This window comes from Flavobacterium ponti (assembly GCF_042652765.1).
In the GTDB taxonomy this organism is placed as follows: Bacteria; Bacteroidota; Bacteroidia; order Flavobacteriales; family Flavobacteriaceae; genus Flavobacterium; species Flavobacterium ponti.
The window spans coordinates 239,972-263,670 of the sequence record NZ_JBHSGW010000027.1 but is presented as its reverse complement, the minus strand read 5'-3'; the positions used below and the strand labels follow the sequence as shown (position 1 = coordinate 263,670).

Below are 23,699 nucleotides of genomic sequence, written 5' to 3'. Positions count from 1 at the left end.
GTTTAATTATTTAATGTCCAAATTAGCGCTTTTTCTTTTGTGGCTCTGAAAATAGTATTGTGATGTTCTGTTGGTTCATCTGAATATTTCCACGAAAAAGAGGTTTTTTTGTTTTTTAATTTTTCTTCTAATTGTTTGGTGTATTTTGAAATGTCTTCTGCATCTGAACCTGCAAACCAAAGTTTTTTGTTGTTGTAGTCATTGTCTTTCGTTAAGGTTTCAAAATTTTTGACTAAATATTGTTCGTTGAACCAAAGGGAAGGATCAAATGCAATGTAATTATCAAACAAGTTGGGTTGAAGCATAAACGTTTCTACAACAAATAGTCCAGCTAAGGATTCTCCGATAATGGTTTTTTTAGAAGTAGTTTTATATTTTTTATTGATGGTAGGCATTAATTCATTTTGGATAAAACTTCTAAAGTTGTTTGAACCTCCAGGATTTTTTATAAACTCTAAATCGTATGCTACTTTTGAAGGTCCGCTAAGATCTTTTCTTCGATCTGTGTTTTCGATACCTACCAAAATGTATGGAGGAATTTTTTTTGCTATAATTAATTCACTTAGAGTGTTTGCCATGTGTGGAAAGTCTTCTTTTATTCCTCCATCTGGCATATATACAACAGGCAAACTGTCATTTGATTGTTCGTATTTTGGTGGTGTCCAAATATTAATTATTCGGTCTTCGTTTAAAAATTTGGATGTAATTTTTAAACTATCATGTTTTGGAATTGGGTCGTTGTAGGTTATTGCTGCTTGTTTGCAACTGAATAAGATTGTAATTAGGAGTAGGAGTAGGATTGTTTTTTTCATGATTATTTGTTTAATTGTTGAATCGTGGAATTTAGAAGATTTATGTTCTTAAAATTTTTTCCATTTTTCTTCCTTTGGCTAATTCGTCTACTAATTTGTCTAAATAACGAACTTCACGAGTTAATTTATTTTCAATTTCTTCAATTCGATAACCACAAATTACTCCTTTGATTAAATGAGCGTTTGGATTAAGATTTGCTTTTTGGAAAAAAGTTTCAAATGTTGCTTTTTCTTCAATGAGATTTTGTAAGTCTTTTTCGTTAAAACCTGTTAGCCATTCTATTACTTGAAGAAGTTCTTGAACGGTTCTGTCTTTTTTTTCAACTTTTGTGATATAATGCGGATATACAGATGCGAAAGTCATCTTTGCTATTCTTTCGTTGTGATCGGCTGTTGGTTTCATTCTAGAAGAGTTAAAAGGTTATGTGGTTAAGAGGTTAAAAGGGTTTGTGTTTATTGGGTTAGTTTTATTAATTGGCCTTTTCGTTTTACAATATTTTTATAATCCCATTGAATTTCTTTTGATTTTTTTAGCCAACGTTCTATTTCTTCAGGGTTAATTTGATTTATGTCTGTGTAAAAAATGGACGCATCTTTGAATTTAGTTCCTCTAGTATTTAATTTATCTTCTTCAAAATCGGCTCCACTCCAAAACATTAATCGACAACCAGCTTTTTGGATGCTATACCCAACTATTGGATTTCCATCTAAAAACCAAACAGGATGAGCATGCCAAATTTTACTTTCAGCTTCAATCAACTCATTATCTATGATTTGCATAAGTTGGTTACAAATTTCAAGATATGGATTTGGTTGATTTTGGTTGTATGTTTTGATAGTTGTGTTCATTTTTTTGTTTAACTGTTTAATCGTTTGACCGTTCTTTAAACTTTTAGTATTCCTCTTAAGCCTCTTGCAGCGTAATAAGATTCTGCTCCATTGTGATATATGAATACGGTGTCAAATCTAAAGTCTCCAAAAATAGCTCCTCCTAATTTTCTGATTTTTTCTGGAGTTTTTAACCAGCTAGATGTTTTGGTGTCGAAGTTTCCTAGTTGTTGTAGATTTCTGTATTCATCTTCGTTTAAAAGTTCTATACCAATTGCTTTTGCAGCTTCAACTGCACTGTCTTTAGGTTTGTTTTGTTTTCTCGATTCGAGAGCTTCTTTGTCATAACAAAAACTTCTTCTGCCTGCTGGACTCTCACTTGAGCAGTCTACAAATAAATACTGGTTTTTTTCTTCATCAAATCCTACTACATCTGGTTCACCTCCTGTTTTTTCCATTTGTTCTAATATGGCTATTTTTTTAGGATTAGCTATTAGTTTTTCTTCGATTTTATGCCAATCTAAGTCTTTGTGACGGTTTGGGTTTTCGTAGAAACGAGTTTTTAGGAGTTGTAGTTGATGTTCCATTTTTTGCTTTATTTGTTTAACTGTTTAATCGTCTTTCAAATATAATAAAAATAAAAAAGCCTTTACAATTACGTAAAGGCTTTTTCATGATTTGGGGAAATCAGGGTTTTATCTACCAATAACTAACTTGTGTGTTTCTGTAAATGTATCAGCAACTAGTTGCATTACATAAACACCTGTAGATAAATTATCTAATCTAATTTCAGAGTTAGTAGTTGAAATATTGAATTGTTTAACTATTTTTCCTGAACTTAATTCGTAGATTGTTCCGTTAACTTGAGTGTCAAAATCAGTTGGTAAAATAATATTTATTAATCCATTTGTTGTTGGATTTGGATAAATAGCAGCTACTTTTCCTGCAAATGAAGCGTTAGCTAAAGCCATTTGTGCTTCATAAGCTCCTATATCTCTTGTTCCTCCAAAAATAGCATTGTTAATTTGGTCGTTAAATAAATCTGTTGGAGCACCAGTATTGTAAGCTGGACTATTAGTTTGTAAAGCATGTGTTAAAGTCGTCCCTCCGTTGTTAGCTAATGGTGCTAAAAATGGATTCATTCCTTCAATATCTGTAGCAGTTGCAGGGAATGCATTTGTTGCGTCAGCACCTATTAAATTATAACCGTTTGAAGTTAATGGAGTAGTGGTTGAGAAAACATCTACACCTGTAGCAGCTGTGTTTGTTGCAACAATAGTGTTTTTTAATGATGGAGTAGTAGCACTGTTGTTTGCAATTCCACCACCATTTGCAGTTGCAGAATTATTTGCGATTGTAACAGCGTTGATGTTTAACATATCATTGTTGTAAATTCCAGCACCATCATTAGCTGAAGTGTTTCCTGAAATTGTAGATAACATTACGTTTGCAGTTCCTGTTTTTACGTGAATAGCTCCACCATTTCCTAAAGTTCCATCCACTATGTTATTTGATAGAGTAGAATTATTCACGTTAAGTGTTCCACCATTATTGAAGATTGCTCCACCACCTTGATTGATTGCTGCTCCACTTGCTGTATTACTATCTAAAGTAACATTAGTAACAGTCATTGTAGAACCAGTTTGATTCCATAATCCACCACCTTCACGACCAGCATCATTGTTAGAAACTGTTCCACCAGTTATCATTGTTGTTACAACTCCAGAAATGTGAATTGCTCCACCGTTTCCAGGATTAGCAGTTCCAGCTGTTCCATCTACATCATTATTGGTAAGGTTTGAATTTGTAATAGTTAAAGATCCATTAATAGCTTCAATTGCACCACCAGCTCTGTTAGCTGAATTTGAATCTAAAGTTGAATTTAAAATAGTAACTGGACCAGCTATACTTAATATTCCACCACCAGAACCAGAAGTTCCTGTTGCGTTGTTATTAGTTACCATTGCAGTATCTAACATTAAAGTACCACCGTTGTTAAATATTCCAGCTCCACCATCATCAGCAGCATTTCCTGTAGAAGTATTTCCGTTGATTGTTGTTCCTGTAACACTCATAATACCAGTTCCATTCCACAATCCACCACCTTCAAGTGAAGCAGTGTTTCCATTTACTGTTCCACCAGAAATTGTTACATTTCCTGCACCAGTAATATGTAAACCACCACCGTTTCCTGGAGGTCCTGATACACTATTGTTGTTTAAATTTACATTTGTCAATAGAATAGTACTAGTTCCTGAATTATCTTCGATTCCACCACCAGCTCTTACTGCTGTGTTTCCTGTAATTGATGTATTAGTTATTGATAATTGCGAACCTACATCATTTAATATTCCACCACCAGAACCCGCTGTTCCGTTTGCAATGTTATTGCTAATTGTTGCATTTGAAATATTTAAAATTCCTGCATTTAAGTTATAAATACCACCACCACCGTTAGTAGGGTCAGCTCCTGAAGCAGTATTAGCGTCTATTGTAGTTCCATCTATTGTCATTGTTCCAGTTCCATTCCATAAACCACCACCTTCTGATGCTGCCATATTCATGTTTACCATTCCACCTGTAATATTGATTGTTCCGTTTCCACTAACGTGAAGTCCACCACCACTTCCAGGAGCAGCAATTGCAGGAGCAATACCAGCATTATTATTTGTTAAAGTAGCCATTGTAAGCGTAACAGTTGAACCTGCTTGAGTTTCAATTCCACCACCAGCTCTATTAGCTCTGTTACCAGAAATTGTTGAGTTGTTTATTGTTAAAGTAGAACCAGCGTCATTTAATATTCCTCCACCAGAACCTGCTGTTCCATCTGCAATATTGTTGGTAATCATAGCTCCGTTTTGAATTAAAACAGTTCCACCGTTGAAGTTATAAATACCACCACCACCATTGTCTAGTGCTGCACCAGAAGCTGTGTTTCCATCGATTGTTGTTCCACTAATTGTCATCATACCAGAACCATTCCATAAACCACCACCCTCTGCACCAGCTATATTGTTATTAACTGTTCCATCAGTAATCATTATTGTTCCAGGTCCAGTCATGTGTAAACCACCACCGTTTCCAGGTGAATTAAACACAGTGTTTCCGTTTAAAGTTACACCTGTTAAATTTACGAATGAAGTTCCCATCGTTGCATTTCCTTCAATTCCACCACCAGCACGGTTTGCAGAATTTCCAGTAACTGAAGAGTTTGTTATATTTGTTGTTGAACCAACATCATTTAAAATTCCACCACCAGAACCCGCTGTTCCAGTAGCCATATTGTTAGATATTGTAGCATTTGATATGTTTAATGTACCATTATTTAGGTTGTAAATACCACCACCACCATTATCTGGATCATTTCCAGCTGCAGTGTTTGCATTGATTGTAGTTCCATCAATAGTCATTATTCCTGTTCCATTCCATAAACCACCACCTTCAGAAGCAGCCATATTCATGTTTACCATTCCACCAGTAATGTTGATTGTTCCATTTCCACTAACGTGTAAACCACCACCACTACCTGGGGCAGCAACAGCAGGAGCTAAACCAGCATTGTTACTTGTCAATGTTGCCATTGTAAGCGTAACAGTTGAACCTGCTTGAGTTTCAATTCCACCACCAGCTCTATTAGCTCTGTTTCCTGAAATTGTTGAGTTGTTTATTGTTAAAGTAGAACCAGCATCATTTAATATTCCTCCACCTGAACCTGCTGTTCCATCTGCAATATTGTTGGTAATCATAGCTCCGTTTTGAATTAAAACAGTTCCACCGTTGAAGTTATAAATACCACCACCACCATTGTCTAGTGCTGCACCAGAAGCTGTGTTTCCATCGATTGTTGTTCCACTAATTGTCATCATACCAGAACCATTCCATAATCCACCACCTTCTGCACCAGCTATATTGTTGTTAACTGTTCCTCCAGTAATCATTATTGTTCCAGGTCCAGTCATGTGTAAACCACCACCGTTTCCAGGTGAATTAAAAACAGTATTTCCGTTTAAAGTTACACCTGTTAAATTTACGAATGAAGTTCCCATCGTTGCATTTCCTTCAATTCCACCACCAGCACGGTTTGCTGTGTTTCCTGTAATTGTAGAATTTGTTACATTTAAAGTAGCACCAACATCATTAAGAATTCCACCACCAGAACCTGCTGTTCCAGTAGCCATGTTATTTGTTATTGTTGCATTTGATATGTTTAATGTACCATTATTTAGGTTGTAAATACCACCACCACCGTTATCAGAAGCTATTCCTGCAGCAGTGTTGTTTGAAATAGTAGTTCCGTCAATTGTCATTGTTCCAGTTCCATTCCATAAACCACCACCTTCAGATGCAGCCATATTCATGTTTACCATTCCACCTGTAATAGTTACAGTACCGTTTCCTGAAACGTGAAGAGCTCCACCGTTTCCTGGTGCAGCTGTAGCTGGAGATACTCCTGCATTGTTTCCTGATAATGTTACATTTGTTAAAATTGTTGTTGTTCCTGCAGTTACTTCAATCGCTCCACCAGCTCTATTTGCTATGTTACCTGTAAAAGATGATAATAAAGATGTTAAACTTGAGTTTGAGTTTAGTATAATTGCACCTCCACTTCCAGAAGCTCCATTTGCTATACTATTTGAAATAGAAGAATTGTTTATTGTAAGATTTGCTCCTGTAACTTGAATTGCTCCACCATTGTCAGCTAATCCGTTAGTCAATAGAATATCATTTAAGATAAAATTACCAGCTGTAACATCAAATATTCTACCGTTTGCGTTACCATTGATAGTTGTATTTGTAATGCCATTACCTGTAATTGTTAAAGATTTATCAATAGTGATTTGACCTGTTGTTAAGATAATGCTAGTTACACTAGGTGCAAATGTAATAGTTGTTCCTGATGAGGCTGCAGCTATTTGACTTCTTAAAGTTCCTGCTGAGCCATCGTCAGCACTGCTCGTTACTACTTGCCCAAAGGAAACGGTTATTCCCAGAAGAAAAATTGTAAGAGCCATAAAGTTTTTAAACGTAGTTTTTGGTTTCATATATATAGTTTTTATTGTTGATACTACATATACGATGAAATTTAACTTTTGGTTTTTAAATAGTTACTTTATAAAAAAAGGTATCTAGATTTGACTCTAAATACCTTCTTAAAATTTATTGTTTCCTTTTACTGTGGAATATTTTCAAGCATTTCAACTTCAAAAACTAAATTTGTTTTTGCAGGAATTGGTCCACCACCTTTTTCTCCATATCCTAAATTATAAGGGATAAATAAAAGAATTTTATCACCATAATTAATATAATCTAATCCTTCTAAAAATCCTGGAATTAAACCTTGTTTTTTGCCATATTCAAAAGGAAATGGTTGATAACCATTTGAATCTTTTCTTCGATGGTCAAATTTTCCATATTCTTTGGCTACTTCTTCATAACTTGAATCAAACATTTCACCATTTTCAAAATAACCAGCGTAGTTAATGTAGACCGTTGTTCCTGCTGCTGGTTTGGCACCTTTACCTTTAGAAACAACAACATACTCTAAACCTGAAGTTGTTTTCTTAGCTTTTTTTCTCATTTTAGTTATGTAAGCTAATTTGTTCTTTGCTGCTTTATCTGCAATCTCTTTTGCTGCCTTAGCTTCTTCGTCTTTTTTTCCGTAGTAGTCACTGAAAATTTTTTTTGCATCGAATTTTTTTGCTTCCTCACCAACTTTGATAATGTTTACTTCCATTATTTGGTCTCCTTGAGCAATTGCGTTTACCACATCCATTCCTTCTATAACCTCTCCAAAAACACTATGCTTATTATCTAACCATGGTGTTGCTTTGTGTGTAATGAAAAATTGAGAACCATTTGTACCTGGTCCTGCATTTGCCATTGATAAAATTCCTGGTTTAGTATGTTTTAGACTTTCGTCAAATTCATCTTTGAATTTATAACCAGGTCCACCAGCACCAGTTCCTTGAGGGTCACCTCCTTGAATCATGAAATCAGCAATGACTCTATGGAATTTTAATCCATTGTAATATGGCTTTCCTTTTAATTTATCTTCTACAAATGGGTTAGTTCCTTCTGCCAAAGAAACAAAATTTGCTACTGTGATAGGTGTTTTTTGATATTCTAATTTTAAAAGGATATCTCCTTTATTGGTTTTCATTTTAGCATATAATCCATCTTCTGTTTGAGCAAAAGAAAAAAGGGAGCTAATTAATAGTGTAAATAAAACTAATTTTTTCATTGTAAATATTTTATTATTGAGGTGCTTTTTCAAGCATTTCTATTTCAAATACTAAATTTGTTTTTGGAGGAATTGGTCCGCTACCATTTTCACCATAACCTAATTGATATGGAATGAACACTAATGCTTTATCTCCAAATTTCATGTTTTCTAAACCTTCAATAAATCCTGGAATTAAACCTACTTTTTTGCCATATTCAAAAGGAAAAGGTTGGTATCCATTCATTTCTTTTCTTTTTGCATCAAGTCTACCATATTGTTCGGCCACATCTGCATAACTTGTGTCAAACATATCACCATTTTCAAAATAACCTGCATAATTTACATAAACTTGAGTTCCTGCTTTTGGTTTTGCACCAGCTCCATTATTGATGATTATGTATTCTAAACCTGAAGCTGTTTTAGTAGCTTCTTTTCTTTTTTCAGTTAAATAATTTGCTTTATCTACCATTACAGCTTTTGCTCTTTCTTCTGCAATTTTTATAGTTTCAGCTTCAACTTTATAGTAATCTGTAAATACTTTAACAGCATCAAATTTTTCTGCATCTGAACCATTTCTAATGATAGAAATTTTTGTAATAGTATCACCTTGTTCAATTGCATTTACATTTTCCATTCCCTTAACAACTTCACCAAAAACTGTATGAACACCATCTAACCAAGGAGTTTCTTTATGAGTAATAAAAAACTGAGAACCATTTGTACCAGGTCCGGCATTTGCCATTGAAAGAACACCAGCTTTATTGTGTTTAAGTGTTTCATCAAATTCATCTTTAAACTTATATCCAGGTCCACCTAAACCAGAAGCATCTGGGTCACCACCTTGAATCATGAAATCTTTTAAAACTCTGTGAAATGTTAATCCGTCATAGAAAGGTTTGTTTTTGAACTTTTCTTCCACAAATTGATTCTTTCCTTCCGCTAAAGAAACGAAATTGGCAACAGTAATAGGAGTTTTTTGGTATTCTAATTTTACAATAATATCTCCTTTTGAGGTTTCGATATTTGCAAATAAACCATCTCCTAAATCTGCGTAAGGGTTATTTTTACATGAAGTAAAAAGCGCTACTAGAGCGATAAAAAATAAATTTAATTTTCTCATTGTTTAAATTAATTATTAGACGTGTCTTTTTTTATGTCGTTTAAAGTTACTGTACAAAGTAAAGGTTCATTTGTCCCTATTTTATTGTTGTCACCATGATACCCAAATCCAGAGTGAGAAGGAAATAGAAACGTGATTTCTTCTCCTTTTTTCATGATTTTAATTCCATCACGTAAACCCATTAATATATTTTCTTTATCTACATAATAGGTTTGAGGTTTTAATTCCTCTTTGGTATAAATTGTTGTGCCATCTAACTTTTTAATTTCATAATCAAAATAGGCAATATCTCCTCTTATTGGAGTATTAGTAGCTTCATCAATTTTAGTGTTGTAAGAATACCAATATCCTTTTGGAGAAGATATATATTCATTTAAACTATCGTTTTTAATGAATTTATCTATAGCTTCTTCTTCTTCAGCAATCAATACTTTGTTTCTTTCAATGGATTCATTTATAAAAGAACCTGATGATTGTGAAACAGGTTTTCTTGCTTGTTGGTTAGTACAATTTATAGAGAATATACCTATAATTGCTAATAAGATTATTTTTTTTATTTTCATTTTCATTTTTTTTCAGATGCTAAAATAGCAATAAATTTTTTCACAGTTTCATCTAATGAGAGTAAAGATTTTCCTCCAGCTGCATTAATATGTCCACCACCATTAAAATGTGTACGAGCAAATTGATTAACATCAAAGTCTCCTTGTGAACGGAATGAGATTTTAATAATACCTTCTTCTTTATTTTCGATGAAGATTGCTGCAAACTCTATGCCTTTTATTGATAATCCATAATTAACAATTCCTTCGGTATCACCTTTTTGATTGTTTGCACTGTCTAATTCTTCTTGTGACAACGTAATATAAGATGTTTTATACTCAGGTAAAACCACCATATTGTTCAAAGCCATTCCTAAAATCTTCAAACGATTTGTTGAAGAATTGTCAAATAATGAATTATGAATTGCAGAATTGTCAACTCCCTTATCAATTAAATCAGCAACTACTCTATGTGTTGCTCCTGTTGTTTTTGGATACCTAAAACTACCAGAATCGGTTGTGATTCCTGTGTAAATGCAAGTTGCGATATCTTTATCAATACTTTCTTTATAACCTAAAGCTTCAATAAAATGATAAACCATTTCGCAAGTTGAACCATAAGTAACATCAGAAAAAGTATATTTAGCATAAGAATCTGGAGCTTGATGATGATCAATCATTGCCATAGGAATATCTAATGTTTCAAGATAAGCACCCATTACATCTCCTGTTCTATGTAAAGCATTAAAATCTAATGTAAAAATTAATTTACTGCATTCGATTTCTTTTTTGGCTCTGTCATTTTCTCTTTCGAAAACAAGAACTTTATCAGCATCTGGTAACCAACTTAAAAAATCAGGAAACTCATTTGGAGCCACAACAACAACTTGATGATCTAATTTTTTTAAGAAATGATACAAAGCTAATGTTGAACCCATAGCATCTCCATCTGGATTTCTATGTGGTATGATGCTGATTTTTTTAGGTGATAATAAAAGGCTTTTTAATTCTTGTAATTCGTTTGTATTAAACATTATTTATTTTTCTTATTTTGAAATGACTATTCCTAAACTAACGGCTAAAATACCTAAAATTAATGATAGTGAAGTGTAAATTAATGCTAGTTGATAATTTTGATTTTGAATCATGTTTACATTTTCTAAACCAAACGCAGAAAAGGTAGTAAAACCTCCACAAAAACCTGTAATTAATAAAAGTTTTAAGGATTCGTTTTCTGTATTGTATTTATATAAATATCCAACAAGTAAGCCAATTAGTAAGCAACCTATAATATTTACTAAAAAAGTTTGATAAGGAAAAGTTGAGTATGATTTTTTAGAAACTATCCAATGAACTAAATACCTCAAAACACTTCCTGAAGCACCACCAATAGCTACTAAAATTAAATTTTTAATCATATTTTATCGAATTAAACTAAAATGACCTTTGACAATTCTACCGTTCTCAAATGTAATAGTATACCAATAATCATCAGCGAAAAGCATTTTTCCATTTAAAGTTCCATCCCAACCTGGTTGATTGGCTTTAAAACTATAAATCAACTTTCCATATCTATCAAATATAGTAATAATTGTTTTAGGTTGTAAGGCTAACAAAGGCACATACCATGTTTCATTAAAACTATCTCCATTTGGAGTGAAAAATTTAGGAGCTGCTAATACTTGGAAAGTTCCAGGTGTAATTCCGCAACCTTTGGTATCTCTAACGTAAAAACTATAATTACCAGTAGCAAGAAAAGAAAATGTATTACTCGCTTGATAAGTATTTCCATCCAAAGAATATTCATAAGTTCCATTTCCTGTTACTTCGATTGTAGCTGAGTTGTTATCACTAAAATCATTTACTGTAACATTTGTAATTGTAGCTGGCTCTGATAATTCTACTGTAAATGTTTTTGTGGCAGAACAGCCATTTGAATTCGTAACTGTTACCGTATAAATTCCAGCTGAGCTTACATTGATTTGATTCGTAGTTTGAACAGGGTTTGTATTCCAACTATATGAAGTAAATCCGTTTGGAACTGATAATGTGCTTGAATTTCCATTACACAAACCAATTATTTCATTTTGTCCTATAGATAATGTATTTACTTTTAGTGTTATTGGATAAGCTTGGTAACAACCTTGAATATTTGTTATTTTGGCATAAATAATTTGTTGATATGAAGTTGTATTTGTGTAGTTTGTTGGCAAAACATTTGTTCCGTTCGTTGTTTCAAAAAATGAAATTGAAAAACTGGTTGGTAAATTTGAAAATATTTGATTTTCAATAGTAGTTAAATCAAAGCTTGTAAAGCCATCTTGTGTTCCATCCGTGTCACATTGTGTAAATTCATCTTGTATTACATTTAAAACTGGTGCATATTCAATTTCAATTTCTCCCTCAGAAATACAAGAACCATTAATATTTACTTCCACAGCATAACTACCAGCTGATGTGATATTATATGTTGGATTTGTTTCTCCAATAAGTAAATTTCCATTTTGAAACCATTGATAAGTATTTGTTCCAGCTTGTGTAGCATCTAAAAGCAAACTATCGTTTTGACATAATGGATTTCCATTTGCTATTAAACGATCGTCACCTAAATCAATTCCAAAATTAAAACTTCCACCACCAATAAATATAGCTGAATCATATCTATAATTTTCTTCATCTGCTATTACTAATTTTATATGATATAAAACATTTGGCAGAATATCAGCTTGAGCAGTTAAAACTACTGTTTGTCCGTTGAAATTAGTTGGATGATTTGTTCCGTTGAATGCATCAAAATATTGTTCATTTATGGCAGGACACCCATTTCCACCCGAAATTAAAGGATGAACAGTAGTAACTAAAACAGGAGTATTTGTATTAGGAACTAAAGCTAAATTTTGATATTGATTTGTTGAACCTGCTTCTTTTAATAAGAAAGCAAAACCATCAGAATACTTACAAGGAGCACTTCCTTGATATTCTTCAGAAGAGAAAATATAATCAAAACTAAATTTATTTCCTACAGATATAAAATCAAACTCTAAAATCGTTGCATTTAAAGTATTAGAAATACCTAAGGCTTGTTCAAGATCTTGATCTCCATTCCAACCCATATTGGCACCATCGTCTGATAATGAGTTGTTTGGTCCTTGAGTGTTTGAGGCTTTTCCAGTACTTAGAACGATTCCGTTTTGAAATGGAAAAGTTGATCCAGTTCCATCAAAGTAAGCGTAACTTTTTTCTCCTGATGTAAAATTTCCTCCTGAAACAGAGAAATTAGAAACAGTTGCACATGGACTATTAATTAAAACATCTTCAACTAGTTGTTGAGCAGTATAATTTTCGTTAGTTGTGATGTATTGACCGTAATTTTTTTGGCTAAAAAAAACAGCTAACACAAATAATAGTATAAATTTTATTCCCTTCATAGCGAGGGCAAAGATACTATAAATCTCTTTTCTTTACTATGTAATACGAACCAAAAATAAAGATTGCTGTCCAAATTAACACAATTAACATAGTTGAATAATGAACACTATAATCTTTTACATTTTCAATTCCGACTTGCGTACCAATAGTTTTAGCAAAGTTTAACCTTGTAATTGGTTCTACAATTAAATTTGACATGGATTCTAATGGTAAGAAATCATAAACTTTGTCTACCCAAATTTCCTCACTGTCTTTCCTACGTAGAATTCCATATTTAATAATTGCAAATGAGATGTTTTCGAAGAGAAACCAAAAAAATAAAAAACCTAAAGCAAATGCACTTCTTTTAATTAAGACTCCTAAGAATAAACAGAATGAGAAAAAGGCAACTAGTTTTACGAAAAAAGCTAAAATATAATCTACTTGTGAAAAAATGATTCCAACTTCAGTGTAAGAAGAATACATTAATCCTAAAATCATGGAAACTATAAACACAAATAGAGTGGAAATAAAAGCAAATAATACAACTGTAATAAACTTTGAAAGCACAAATTCTTTCTTGCTCATTCCATCAATTAGATTTTGTTTTAAAGTTCCATAACTATATTCATTGGCCATCATAGAAACAATAACAACTGCTAAAAATATCTTGAAATAGTCAGCAACATATGTGTTAAAATGCCAAATAAAAGGGAAATTAAAAACTCCTTGATCAGCTACACTAATATGTATTGGACCAATGTCAAACTCTATTGCAGCTATTAACGAAATTAATGTAAGTAAAACAAAATAGGTAATAGTTAATACTTTACTAGCTCTGTTTTTCCACAGTTTTTGGATTTCTATTTGGAATAATCTTATCATGATTTTTTGTTGTTTAATTGTTGAATCGTGAAATTGTTTAATTGTATGATTCAGTAGGTAGAAGTTTGGAGTTCTAAAGTATTTATTTGGTCAATTGTAAAAACTGTTCTTCTAAACTATGTTTTTTTTTGATTAGTTGACTTAAAACTATTTGATTTTCAAAAAGAAATTGATTTAATTCATCAGCTTCTAATTTGTTTTTTAAGAACACTAAAACTTTTCCTTCTTCTTCCACACATTTTTCTACCGAATTATGATTCATTAAAATCGTAATCAAAGCATTTGAATCCTTAGCTTGAAGTTCAAAAAATCCTTCATTGGAAGCCATTGCATCAACTGGACCTTCATATAACATTTTTCCAAAGCGAAGCACAACAACATGTGAACATACTTTTTCGACTTCATCTAATAAATGAGAAGCCAATAAAATAGTAGTTCCTTGTGAAGCAATTAATCGAATTAAATCACGAATTTGACGAATTCCTTGTGGATCTAAACCGTTTGTTGGTTCATCTAAAATTAATATTTCTGGATCATTCAATAGGGCAGAAGCTATAGCCAAACGTTGTTTCATTCCTAAAGAAAACGTTTTGAACTTGGAATCTTTTCTATCTAAAAGTCCTACTAACTCCAATTTTTCAGTCACTTTAGTAAAAGGAATATTTTTTATTTTACAAACTAACTCTAGGTTTTCTTGAGCAGTCATGTAAGGATAAAAATTGGGTCTTTCAATAATAGCACCCACTTTTTTCAAAGCATCATGCGTTTCTAAACTTCCATTGAACCAAGAAAAATCTCCTGAAGTTTTATTGACTACATTTAATACAATTCCAAGAGTTGTTGATTTTCCTGAACCATTTGGACCTAAAATTCCATACACATTTCCTTTTTTGATTTCAAAAGAAACATTGTTTACAGCATGAATTTTTTTTCCAAATATTTTGTTGAGGTTGTTGATTGAAAGTATAGTTTCCAAAGTAGTAGTTTTTTTTAAGTATAATCATAAGACGATAAAAAACGATTTTTGTTACCTTTTCTTAAAAATTAGACTAAAAAAAGCCTGATAAGATATACTTTCAGGCTTAATTTAAATATTTTTAAAGTTTATTTACTTCTGACAATCTACTTTAGACAAAGGCATATTTGAAGAATAATCTAAACTTGAAATATCTTTAAATTTTACACTATTTCCTTCCGTTACAACTTCTCCATAACCTTCAATTAATTGGTTGTCTTTCATTAAAAAAGCAACTTCTCTGGTACTTTCAGTTCCTTCTGATTGAAATGTGTAAACAGCTATTAATTTATTATCTTTAATTTCTCCTTTGATAGTTCCTTTATTGCTGTCTTTTTCTTTTAGTTCGTAAGTCAACACACCAGAAACTTCATTGTCTTTGTTGGTCATTTTTAACTGAACTTTACTTCCATCAGCATTATACTCATAACATTCTGTTGATGATGGATGGGTGTTTTCTTTTGCTGTTTCTTTTAAAGGAATTTCTGTTGGTTCAATACTTTGTGATTCTTCGTTTTTACAGCTTGCAAAAGTTACTACTGCTAAAGTTAAAATAAGAAATTTTTTCATGCTGTTTTGGTTTTAATTAATTAGATACTTTTTTAAATCGCATTACAGGAATTCCATTAGCGATTAAATTTAATTTTTTGTTTTCATCAAAAGAAAAAGATTCAACTTTTTCCATCATTTGTAAAAAAGCTTTGTCTCCATTTCCTTCGCAATATCTTAAAGTTGCTGGACCAGGTTCACTAAATGTTAGTTTGTCTTTATCAAAAGTATATTTATAAGAGTAACCATTGCAACTGTTTGTTCCATGTACTCGGTTTGTTTCTTCGTCAAAAATTAAATTAGGTTTTTCATTTGGATATAATCCATCAAAAGCAATTCTTGAACCTGTGATGTAATCTAGTTCCCAAGTTGTATTGAATAAGTCATTTGAACTAGCTTGTTTTGAAGTAGAACAAGCACTGAAAATAATGCCAGTTAGCAGTAATAAAAATAAGATTGATTTTTTCATAATAAATAATTTGGGTTACTAATCATTACATTAGCATAAAAATACAAATAAAAAGAGGTAAGAAAAAAGGAATTAGGAAAATTTTAGAATGAATTTGCATTATTTTATAATTGTAAAAACTTCCGTTTGTTTATTACTTTTCACTTCAATTGTATTTCCTTCAGTTAGCATTGTATCAAAATCAACTTCTGTAATGTCAAAACTAAATTGAGTTATCCATTGATTCGAGATATTTGAATTATCTGATGCTATTTCTTTAGTGTCAGAATGTAATTCATAGGTTTGGTCATTTCCAATAAAATAAAACGTAATTCCTTTATGAGTTTTAAAGTTTTTAGTTCCAACAATTGTTACATTTAAAAAATGAAATTCGGCTAATTCTTGCACTTTAATCCAAATTCCACCTGTTTCTTTACTTGCAATTTTGTCTCCAATTACATCTGTGATTCTTTCTTCTGTAAAAATATCTACATGATTTTTTTCTGATGTATCAACTCCACCTAACTTGACTACTAATTTTTTAAATAATCCTAACATTAATTTCTTATTTACTTTTAATATTCTTCTCACACAAATCGATAATTTGAGCAATTCTGTTTTGTCTTGTTTCTTCTCTTTTGGCTTGATTTAACCAATATAAATAACTTTTTCGATACGATTTACTAAAGTTTTCATAATTAGAAAAAGCAATTTCATTGGCATCAAATGCTTTTTGCAAATCATCTGGAACTTCTAAATTTTCAACAGCATCTAAACTTTCCCACGAACCATTTTTTTTAGCAATTTCTATTTTTTTTAAACCACTTTCATGCATTAAATTATTAGCAATCAAATCTTCAATATAATCTTTGTTAACTTTACTCCAAACACTTTTGTCTTTTCTTGGTGTAAAGAGTTGTTGTCTTCGTTCTTCGTCTATTTTTTTTACTGTTGAATCAATCCAACCATAACAAATAGCAACTTTAACAGCTTCCTCCCAACGCATACTTTGAGTTTCACTAGCTACTTTATAAAAAATCAAATAAACAGCTTTGTGTTTATCATGATTTTCATGAAGCCAATTTCTCCATTCTGTGTGATTTTTGAAGTATAGGGTTGGTTTTTGTTGCATCTAGTGATTGGTTGATTTAAAATATTTTTTTCTATTAATGTAAATAGTATTTACATTTTTTACATTAAACTTATTTTTTTCAACACAAATACTATCAAACTCAAAATTACGATTGTTATAATCATTTTGTTTAATAGTATAAAAAACGTATTGACCTTTTTTTGATTCATAATGATTTAAAGAAACTTCTAAGAATAATGGTTTAACAATCTTTTCATCAACATTAATTACCCTATCTTCATCAATGTATTTAGAAGATAAATATTTATTAATTAAATCAATGTTTTTTGTAGATGTAATATAATACTTGTCTTTTGATTCGTTTTCTATAATAAAATCAATTTCTTTAGTAGCACATTTTGTAGCTAACAAGAAAGGAAATATTAGAAATAAATATATTTTTTTCACAAATTTTTAAAGTATGTAAAGTTATTTGAAATTCAAAGCTACAAAAAAACCTGCAAGTTCCGAAACTTCGAAATAACTTACAGGTTCTTTAATTTTTTTTTGAGCTAAGTTGATTAACTCATTCCACCTACACGCATTAGAACATTAAATACCAATCCTACTGCCATTCCAATTAGTGCAGCATAACAAGCTGATTGTGCAGCATTAGGTTCTTTTTCTTTTTTTGTAAAATAAATAATTGCTCCAGCTAAAGGAATGCAAAATGATAGTACTTTCAAACCTGTACTTAATTCGTCTTTAGGTTTTTGTTCAAATTCGTTAAAGTTTTCTGACATTATTTTGGTTTTAAATTAATAATAATATGTAGTCCCCAATTTTTTTTCCAATGATTGAAATCAAGGACATTGACCCAATTCCAGCAATTATTCCTGTTGTAATTCGTATGAAATTATTACTCTCTCTGTTAAAAAAAGCTTGAATTGTACCATCCAAATAGGTTGGAATTATCATTAAAATGGTAATCCAAAAATTTAGTGTTACAAAACCGAAAAGAAAAATTGGAAAAGTTAAATATCCAATGTGAATACCTGTACATCTTGCACATACAGGGAATTGTTTCCCTTTCCAAAAAAATGAACGCTCTGGTTTTCTGTGGCAATATGTTAAGTGTATTTTATTAAGAATCATTAGTATATTTTTAGCTAATATATAAAATTAATTAAAAAAACCTGCAAGTATAATCTCACAGGTTTCTTTTTGTTGTGCTAAATTTTATTTAACTTCATAAAATCTTCTATTTCAGTATCTAAATCCTTTTAAATAGATGAGATTCTGAAACAAGTTCAGAATTACAAATTAGATTACTTTATAGTTTCAAAACTACGTTTCACAAAAGCCGTTAATTCTTCTCCTTTTAATAATCCTTGAGAAAGTTTAGCTAAATCTAAAGCTTGTTTCACTAAGTTGGCTTTAACCGTTTCGTCTTTTGTATTTAACAATGAAGTCGCGAATTCAGAATTTGAGTTTACTATCAAATTGTACATTTCTGGGAAATTACCCATTCCAAACATTCCTCCACCACCAGATTGACTCATTTCTTTCATTCTTCTCATAAATTCTGGTTGCGTAATCATAAATGGTGCAGCGTTGCTATCCATTGCTTCTAACTGAACACTATATTTCTCTTTTGGAACAATAGTTTCGATAGAAGCTTTTAAAGTTTCTTTTTCTTCATCTGATAATTTTGAAATTTGAGTTTCCTCTTTTTCAATCAATTTATCAATAGCATCACCATCAACGCGAGCAAACGTTAAGTTTTCATTGTCACCTTCTAATTTCTGAATCAAATGTGAAACAATTGGACTATCTAACAATAAAACTTCGTATCCTTTGTCTTTTGCAGCAGCAATATAACTGTGTTGTGCTTCTTTGTTTGAAGCGTAGAGAATAACTGTTTTTCCGTTTTTATCCGTTTGAGTATCTTTTACTTTTTCTTTTAATTCTTCTAAAGTAAAGTAAGTTTCATCTACTGTTGGATATAGAACAAATGAACCAGCTTTTTCATAGAATTTTGGTTCAGAAAGCATTCCGTATTCCAAAACAATTTTGATATCGTTCCATTTTTTCTCGAAATCTTCACGGTTTTCAGTGAATAAAGATTTCAATTTATCGGCAACTTTTCTGGTAATGTAATTTGAAATTTTCTTTACATTTCCATCAGCTTGAAGATAAGAACGAGACACATTCAAAGGAATATCTGGAGAATCAATTACACCTTTTAACATCGTTAAGAATTCGGGCACAATTCCTTCTACATTATCTGTTACAAACACTTGGTTTTGGTACAATTGAATTTTGTCCTTTTGCATTTGTAAATCAGCCGATAATTTTGGGAAATATAAAATTCCAGTCAAATTAAACGGATAGTCTACATTTAAATGAATGTTGAATAAAGGTTCATCAAATTGCATTGGATACAATTCTCTATAAAATGATTTATAGTCTTCATCAGTTAGTTCTGAAGGTTGTTTTGTCCAAGCTGGATTTGGATTATTGATGATGTTATCAACTTCTTTATATTCTGTTTTGTAATCTTCAGGAGCATCTTCAGGTTTCGGTAGAGCTTCTTGTTTTGTTCCAAATTTAATTGGAATAGGCATAAACTTGTTATACTTTGTAAGTAAACCTTTGATTTTTGACTCTTCTAAAAACTCTAAAGAATCTTCGGCAATATGAAGAATGATTTCTGTTCCTCTTGTAGTTTTATCGCTTGGAACTAAAGTAAACTCAGGGCTTCCATCACAAGTCCAATGAGCAGCTGGTGCACCAGTGTGCGATTTTGTGATGATTTCAACTTTTGAAGCCACCATAAAAGCAGAATAGAATCCTAATCCAAAATGTCCAATTACACCAGAATCTTTGGCAGAATCTTTATACTTTTCTAAAAACTCTTCAGCTCCAGAAAAAGCAATTTGGTTAATGTATTTTTCTACTTCTTCAGCAGACATACCTAATCCTTGGTCAATAATGTGTAATTTCTTTCCTTCTTTATCAATTTTTACTTCAATAATTGGATTTCCATATTCTGATTTTGATTCACCAATACTAGCTAAGTGCTTTAATTTTAAAGTAGCATCAGTAGCATTAGAAACTAGTTCACGTAAAAATATTTCGTGATCACTATATAAAAACTTTTTGATTAAGGGAAAGATGTTTTCAACTGAAACATTAATTTTTCCTGTTGTCATATGTATATTTTTTTAGTTAAACAATTTGAATTTTTAATAGACAAATAGAGTACCAATTGCATTTCGTCTGACAAATTGACTGATGTTGGAATTTTGTTAAATTATTTTGTAATTTTATAAGAAAGTAGAAAGTTTCTGACCTAATTTTGTATAACTTAATTTAACTAAAATTTTAATTATGAAAAAAAGTATTCTAATAATGGTGTTGTCCGTTTTATTATTTGGATGTAAATCGCAATCAGTTACAAACACTAATGTTGACAACAAGACAGAAAGAGTAATAAAAGGAGATTGGATGGTTACAAATGTAAGTTTTCCAGGTTCAGATTATATCAAAGTGACTTCATTTGATTTAGCAGATTCACAATGTTTTGTAGGAAGTTCTTGGAAATTTGTTTCTAACAATAACAAAGGAACTATGACTTTGAATGATGCAAATTGCATTGCATTTAGTTCACCAATTACTTGGTACATAAATCAAGAAGGAAATTTTGTAATGAAAATTATAAATGATTACAAAGCGAAGAAAGTAAATCAAGGTTATATTTTGAGAGTGGCTAACGTAACAGAAACTAGCTTTGAATTGATTGATAAAATAAATGTTGGAGGTTCCATGAAAGAAGTAACTTACCAATTTCAAAAACAATAATACTAACCAAAAAATAAAAAAAGATGAAAAGAGTAATAATGTATAGTTTGTCGGTAGTTTTTTTAGCAGCAACACTTTTTACAAGTTGTGAAGCTGTAAAAAACACAAATAAAACACAACGTGGTGCTGCTATTGGAACAGCTGCTGGAGCAGTATTAGGAGCAGTTATAGGAAACAATGTTAAAGGAGGAAGTTCTGAATTAGGAGCAGTTCTTGGTGGAGTAGTGGGTGGAGTTACTGGTGGAATTATTGGTAACAAAATGGACAAACAAGCTCGTGAAATTAAAGAAGCTTTACCTGGTGCAGAAGTGGAAAGAGTAGGAGAAGGTATTAAATTGGTTTTAGGTGAAAATGCAGTTCGTTTTGATACCAATAAATCAACTTTAACAGCTCAAGCTCAAGCAAATTTAGACAAATTAATTCCGGTTTTTCAAAGTTATGCAGATACTGATATTACTATTTTTGGATATACAGATAGCACAGGAGCTGTTGAATACAATCAAAAATTATCAGAACAAAGAGCTGCTTCAGTTAAAAGTTATTTAGCTGGAAAAGGTTTAAGTGTTGCTCGTTTTACTACAAAAGGTTTAGGAATTGCAGACCCAATTGCAGATAACGAAACTGTAGAAGGAAGAAGTAAAAACAGACGTGTAGAGTTTGCGATTACTGCTAATGAAAAAATGATTGAAGATGCTCAAAAAGAAGCAGGAGAATAATCATTTAAAATATACAAATAATAACAAAGACTACTTAAATTAAGTGGTCTTTTTTTTTGAAAGAACTTTAACAAAACTTTGGTTCTTGTTTTTTTATCAAAGGAAAACGGTTTTGTAAATTTATACTATATTTAAAATCAAGATTATGCCAGTTAAAAAACAAACTTCTAAAAAGAAAAAAATAGACGACAAAGCAATTGTTAGTTTGTATATGGATTATGTATTGTCTCATAATACTGAACCTAAAAATATTTTCTTATTTTGTAAAGAAAACGAAATTGAAGAAGTAGACTTCTATAGTTTTTATGGTTCTATAGATGCTTTGAAAGAAGATATTTGGATTAAGTTTTATGAAAATACAGCTTCAAATTTAACAAAAGATGAAAATTTTACTTCTTACTCAAATCGCAATAAATTATTGTCTTTATACTTTACCATGTTTGAAGTATTAACATTGAATAGAAGTTATGTCTATTTTACTTTGAAAGATAATAAAGAAGGTTTGAAAGCTTTAAAACAATTAAAAGGGTTAAGAACTCATTTCAAAACATTCATAAATCAAATTATTGATGAAAATGAAGAACCTAAAAATGAAACTATTCAAAAAATAACAAAACCAATTTATGCTGAAGGAGCTTGGATTCAATTTTTGTTTTTGTTGAAATTTTGGTTGGATGATACTTCAAAAGGATTTGAAAAAACAGACATTATGATTGAAAAATCAGTCAAAGCTATTTTAGATGTTTTGGACACAACTCCTTTGGAAAGCGTGATTGATTTAGGAAAATTCATTTGGAAAGAGCGATTTAATTAGAAAATATGAAAACATTAGATAAAATTCCGACTAACAAAATAGAACGTGCTGGACAACTGGTAAAAACAGGTTTTAAGGTTGGAGGAAATTATTTGGCTTATTACAGTGAAAAAGTGGTGAATCCATCTTTGACAAAAGATAAGTTGAATGAAAACAATGCAGAAGACATTTATGATGGTTTAAAAAGCCTAAAAGGAAGTGCTTTAAAAGTAGCTCAAATGTTGAGCATGGAAAAAAATATTATGCCGAGAGCTTATGTTGAAAAATTTTCATTAGCTCAATTTTCTGTGCCACCTTTGTCTGCTCCTTTGGTTAGAAAGACATTTAAAAAATATTTAGGAAAAGCACCAGAAGAAATTTTTGATACTTTTTCTGAAAATTCGGTAAATGCAGCTAGTATTGGACAAGTTCACAAAGCTTCTAAAGATGGAAAGGAATTAGCTGTAAAAATTCAATATCCTGGAGTTGCTGAAAGTATTGGTTCTGATTTGGCTATTGTAAAACCTTTTGCGATTAAGATGTTTAATTTGCAAGGAAAAGATTCGGAAAAATATTTCAAGGAAGTGGAACATAAATTAATGGAAGAAACCGACTATAATTTGGAATTGAAACAAGGAAATGAGATTTCTAAGGCTTGTGCTCAAATAGATAATTTGCGTTTTCCAAGGTATTATGAAAACCTTTCTTCAGAGAAAATTTTGACAATGGATTGGATGCATGGTGAACATTTATCTGAATTTACGGCTCACAATGAAGATAGAGATTTAGGAGATAAATTGGGACAAGCTTTGTGGGATTTTTATATGTACCAAATGCACAAAATGAAACAAGTTCATGCTGATCCTCATCCAGGAAACTTTTTGGTGGATAAAGAAGGAAACTTAATTGCGATTGATTTTGGTTGCATAAAACAAGTTCCCGAAGATTTTTATGTGCCTTATTTTGAGTTGGCTCGACCAGAAATTATTGATAATCCAAAACTTTTCAATGAGAAGTTATATGAATTAGAAATTCTTCGTGAAGATGATTCTCCAAAAGAAATTGAATATTTCACAGCTTTATTTCATCGTTTATTGAGTTTGTTTACCAAACCTTTTCATAGTGATTTCTTTGATTTTTCTGATACAGAATTTTTTGGTCAAATCGCTGCAATGGGAGAGGAATTCTCAAAAGACACACAATTAAGAAAAATGAATGGAAATAGAGGTTCAAAACATTTTTTATACATCAATAGAACATTTTTCGGATTGTATAATTTACTTCACGATTTAAAAGCAAGAGTACAAACAAAGCAATTTGAAAAATACATTTAATTTTTAGTTAGATTGGTTGAAAAGAGCATTACTTTTAAATAGAGTTGTGCTCTTTTTATTTTTTTAGGAACACAGATTCAAGAAATTAGA

Annotated in this window: 25 protein-coding genes; 4 read left to right on the top strand and 21 right to left on the bottom strand. The window is 31.1% G+C overall.

Annotated features, from left to right (window positions below):
* Nucleotides 1-2 precede the first annotated feature (2 nt).
* The 21 genes from ACFO3U_RS13035 to htpG form a co-directional block, all read right to left on the bottom strand.
* Complete coding sequence (locus tag ACFO3U_RS13035; protein ID WP_379743235.1) at nucleotides 3-812, bottom strand: alpha/beta hydrolase; 810 nt, start codon at nucleotides 810-812, stop codon at nucleotides 3-5.
* 40 nt (nucleotides 813-852) lie between these two features.
* Nucleotides 853-1,215 (bottom strand): DUF2200 domain-containing protein, encoded by a 363-nt coding sequence (locus ACFO3U_RS13030; RefSeq protein WP_379743232.1) that lies wholly within the window; start codon nucleotides 1,213-1,215, stop codon nucleotides 853-855.
* Nucleotides 1,216-1,265: 50 nt separating this feature from the next.
* A complete protein-coding gene (locus tag ACFO3U_RS13025) occupies nucleotides 1,266-1,661 on the bottom strand; it encodes a DUF1801 domain-containing protein (protein ID WP_379743229.1) in 396 nt (131 codons plus the stop codon).
* 35 nt (nucleotides 1,662-1,696) lie between these two features.
* On the bottom strand, nucleotides 1,697-2,227 hold the full coding sequence (locus ACFO3U_RS13020) for a DUF4256 domain-containing protein (RefSeq protein ID WP_379743226.1): 531 nt from the start codon (nucleotides 2,225-2,227) through the stop codon (nucleotides 1,697-1,699).
* A gap of 108 nt (nucleotides 2,228-2,335) precedes the next feature.
* Nucleotides 2,336-6,682, bottom strand: a complete 4,347-nt coding sequence (locus tag ACFO3U_RS13015) for a beta strand repeat-containing protein (protein WP_379743223.1) — start codon at nucleotides 6,680-6,682, stop codon at nucleotides 2,336-2,338.
* Nucleotides 6,683-6,810: 128 nt separating this feature from the next.
* Nucleotides 6,811-7,881, bottom strand: a complete 1,071-nt coding sequence (locus tag ACFO3U_RS13010; protein ID WP_379743220.1) for a peptidylprolyl isomerase — start codon at nucleotides 7,879-7,881, stop codon at nucleotides 6,811-6,813.
* A 13-nt stretch (nucleotides 7,882-7,894) separates the two neighbouring features.
* On the bottom strand, nucleotides 7,895-8,983 hold the full coding sequence (locus ACFO3U_RS13005) for a peptidylprolyl isomerase (protein WP_379743218.1): 1,089 nt from the start codon (nucleotides 8,981-8,983) through the stop codon (nucleotides 7,895-7,897).
* A gap of 8 nt (nucleotides 8,984-8,991) precedes the next feature.
* Nucleotides 8,992-9,546, bottom strand: a complete 555-nt coding sequence (gldI, locus tag ACFO3U_RS13000; protein WP_379743215.1) for a gliding motility-associated peptidyl-prolyl isomerase GldI — start codon at nucleotides 9,544-9,546, stop codon at nucleotides 8,992-8,994.
* Nucleotides 9,547-9,548: 2 nt separating this feature from the next.
* A complete protein-coding gene (locus ACFO3U_RS12995; RefSeq protein WP_379743212.1) occupies nucleotides 9,549-10,559 on the bottom strand; it encodes a DHH family phosphoesterase in 1,011 nt (336 codons plus the stop codon).
* 12 nt (nucleotides 10,560-10,571) lie between these two features.
* Nucleotides 10,572-10,943 (bottom strand): fluoride efflux transporter CrcB, encoded by a 372-nt coding sequence (gene crcB, locus ACFO3U_RS12990; protein ID WP_379743209.1) that lies wholly within the window; start codon nucleotides 10,941-10,943, stop codon nucleotides 10,572-10,574.
* A gap of 3 nt (nucleotides 10,944-10,946) precedes the next feature.
* Nucleotides 10,947-12,953 (bottom strand): choice-of-anchor L domain-containing protein, encoded by a 2,007-nt coding sequence (locus ACFO3U_RS12985; protein WP_379743206.1) that lies wholly within the window; start codon nucleotides 12,951-12,953, stop codon nucleotides 10,947-10,949.
* A 16-nt stretch (nucleotides 12,954-12,969) separates the two neighbouring features.
* On the bottom strand, nucleotides 12,970-13,818 hold the full coding sequence (locus tag ACFO3U_RS12980) for an ABC transporter permease (protein WP_379743203.1): 849 nt from the start codon (nucleotides 13,816-13,818) through the stop codon (nucleotides 12,970-12,972).
* An 82-nt stretch (nucleotides 13,819-13,900) separates the two neighbouring features.
* Nucleotides 13,901-14,794: an ABC transporter ATP-binding protein gene (locus ACFO3U_RS12975; protein WP_379743199.1), complete on the bottom strand. Its 894-nt coding sequence runs from the start codon at nucleotides 14,792-14,794 to the stop codon at nucleotides 13,901-13,903.
* 132 nt (nucleotides 14,795-14,926) lie between these two features.
* Nucleotides 14,927-15,403 (bottom strand): hypothetical protein, encoded by a 477-nt coding sequence (locus ACFO3U_RS12970; RefSeq protein WP_379743196.1) that lies wholly within the window; start codon nucleotides 15,401-15,403, stop codon nucleotides 14,927-14,929.
* Between the two features lie 16 nt (nucleotides 15,404-15,419).
* The gene (locus ACFO3U_RS12965) at nucleotides 15,420-15,851 is read right to left on the bottom strand and encodes an META domain-containing protein (RefSeq protein WP_379743194.1); all 432 of its coding nucleotides are present in this window, start codon (nucleotides 15,849-15,851) and stop codon (nucleotides 15,420-15,422) included.
* Between the two features lie 99 nt (nucleotides 15,852-15,950).
* Nucleotides 15,951-16,421 carry a hypothetical protein gene (locus tag ACFO3U_RS12960; protein WP_379743191.1) on the bottom strand — a complete coding sequence of 157 codons (471 nt, stop codon included), beginning with the start codon at nucleotides 16,419-16,421 and terminating at the stop codon, nucleotides 15,951-15,953.
* The gene (locus ACFO3U_RS12955; RefSeq protein ID WP_379743188.1) at nucleotides 16,396-16,962 is read right to left on the bottom strand and encodes a YdeI/OmpD-associated family protein; all 567 of its coding nucleotides are present in this window, start codon (nucleotides 16,960-16,962) and stop codon (nucleotides 16,396-16,398) included. Before ACFO3U_RS12955 ends, ACFO3U_RS12960 begins: the two co-directional genes overlap by 26 nt.
* Entirely contained in the window at nucleotides 16,963-17,370 is a 408-nt protein-coding gene (locus ACFO3U_RS12950; RefSeq protein WP_379743185.1) for a hypothetical protein, read from the bottom strand. It abuts the gene before it with no gap.
* Between the two features lie 113 nt (nucleotides 17,371-17,483).
* Nucleotides 17,484-17,705: a hypothetical protein gene (locus ACFO3U_RS12945; RefSeq protein ID WP_379743182.1), complete on the bottom strand. Its 222-nt coding sequence runs from the start codon at nucleotides 17,703-17,705 to the stop codon at nucleotides 17,484-17,486.
* Between the two features lie 10 nt (nucleotides 17,706-17,715).
* A complete protein-coding gene (locus ACFO3U_RS12940; RefSeq protein WP_379743180.1) occupies nucleotides 17,716-18,057 on the bottom strand; it encodes a DUF2085 domain-containing protein in 342 nt (113 codons plus the stop codon).
* Between the two features lie 173 nt (nucleotides 18,058-18,230).
* A complete protein-coding gene (gene htpG, locus ACFO3U_RS12935; protein WP_379743177.1) occupies nucleotides 18,231-20,117 on the bottom strand; it encodes a molecular chaperone HtpG in 1,887 nt (628 codons plus the stop codon).
* 178 nt (nucleotides 20,118-20,295) lie between these two features.
* Between htpG and ACFO3U_RS12930 the strand changes: the two genes are divergently transcribed.
* The 4 genes from ACFO3U_RS12930 (at nucleotide 20,296) to ACFO3U_RS12915 (ending at nucleotide 23,609) form a co-directional block, all read left to right on the top strand.
* Entirely contained in the window at nucleotides 20,296-20,766 is a 471-nt protein-coding gene (locus ACFO3U_RS12930) for a hypothetical protein (RefSeq protein ID WP_338375319.1), read from the top strand.
* A 23-nt stretch (nucleotides 20,767-20,789) separates the two neighbouring features.
* Nucleotides 20,790-21,482, top strand: a complete 693-nt coding sequence (locus tag ACFO3U_RS12925; RefSeq protein ID WP_379743174.1) for a YiaD family glycine zipper/OmpA-like lipoprotein — start codon at nucleotides 20,790-20,792, stop codon at nucleotides 21,480-21,482.
* Between the two features lie 145 nt (nucleotides 21,483-21,627).
* Nucleotides 21,628-22,296, top strand: coding sequence for a TetR family transcriptional regulator C-terminal domain-containing protein (locus ACFO3U_RS12920; RefSeq protein WP_379743171.1), 669 nt, complete (start codon nucleotides 21,628-21,630; stop codon nucleotides 22,294-22,296).
* Nucleotides 22,297-22,301: 5 nt separating this feature from the next.
* Entirely contained in the window at nucleotides 22,302-23,609 is a 1,308-nt protein-coding gene (locus tag ACFO3U_RS12915; protein WP_379743168.1) for an ABC1 kinase family protein, read from the top strand.
* Nucleotides 23,610-23,699 lie beyond the last annotated feature (90 nt).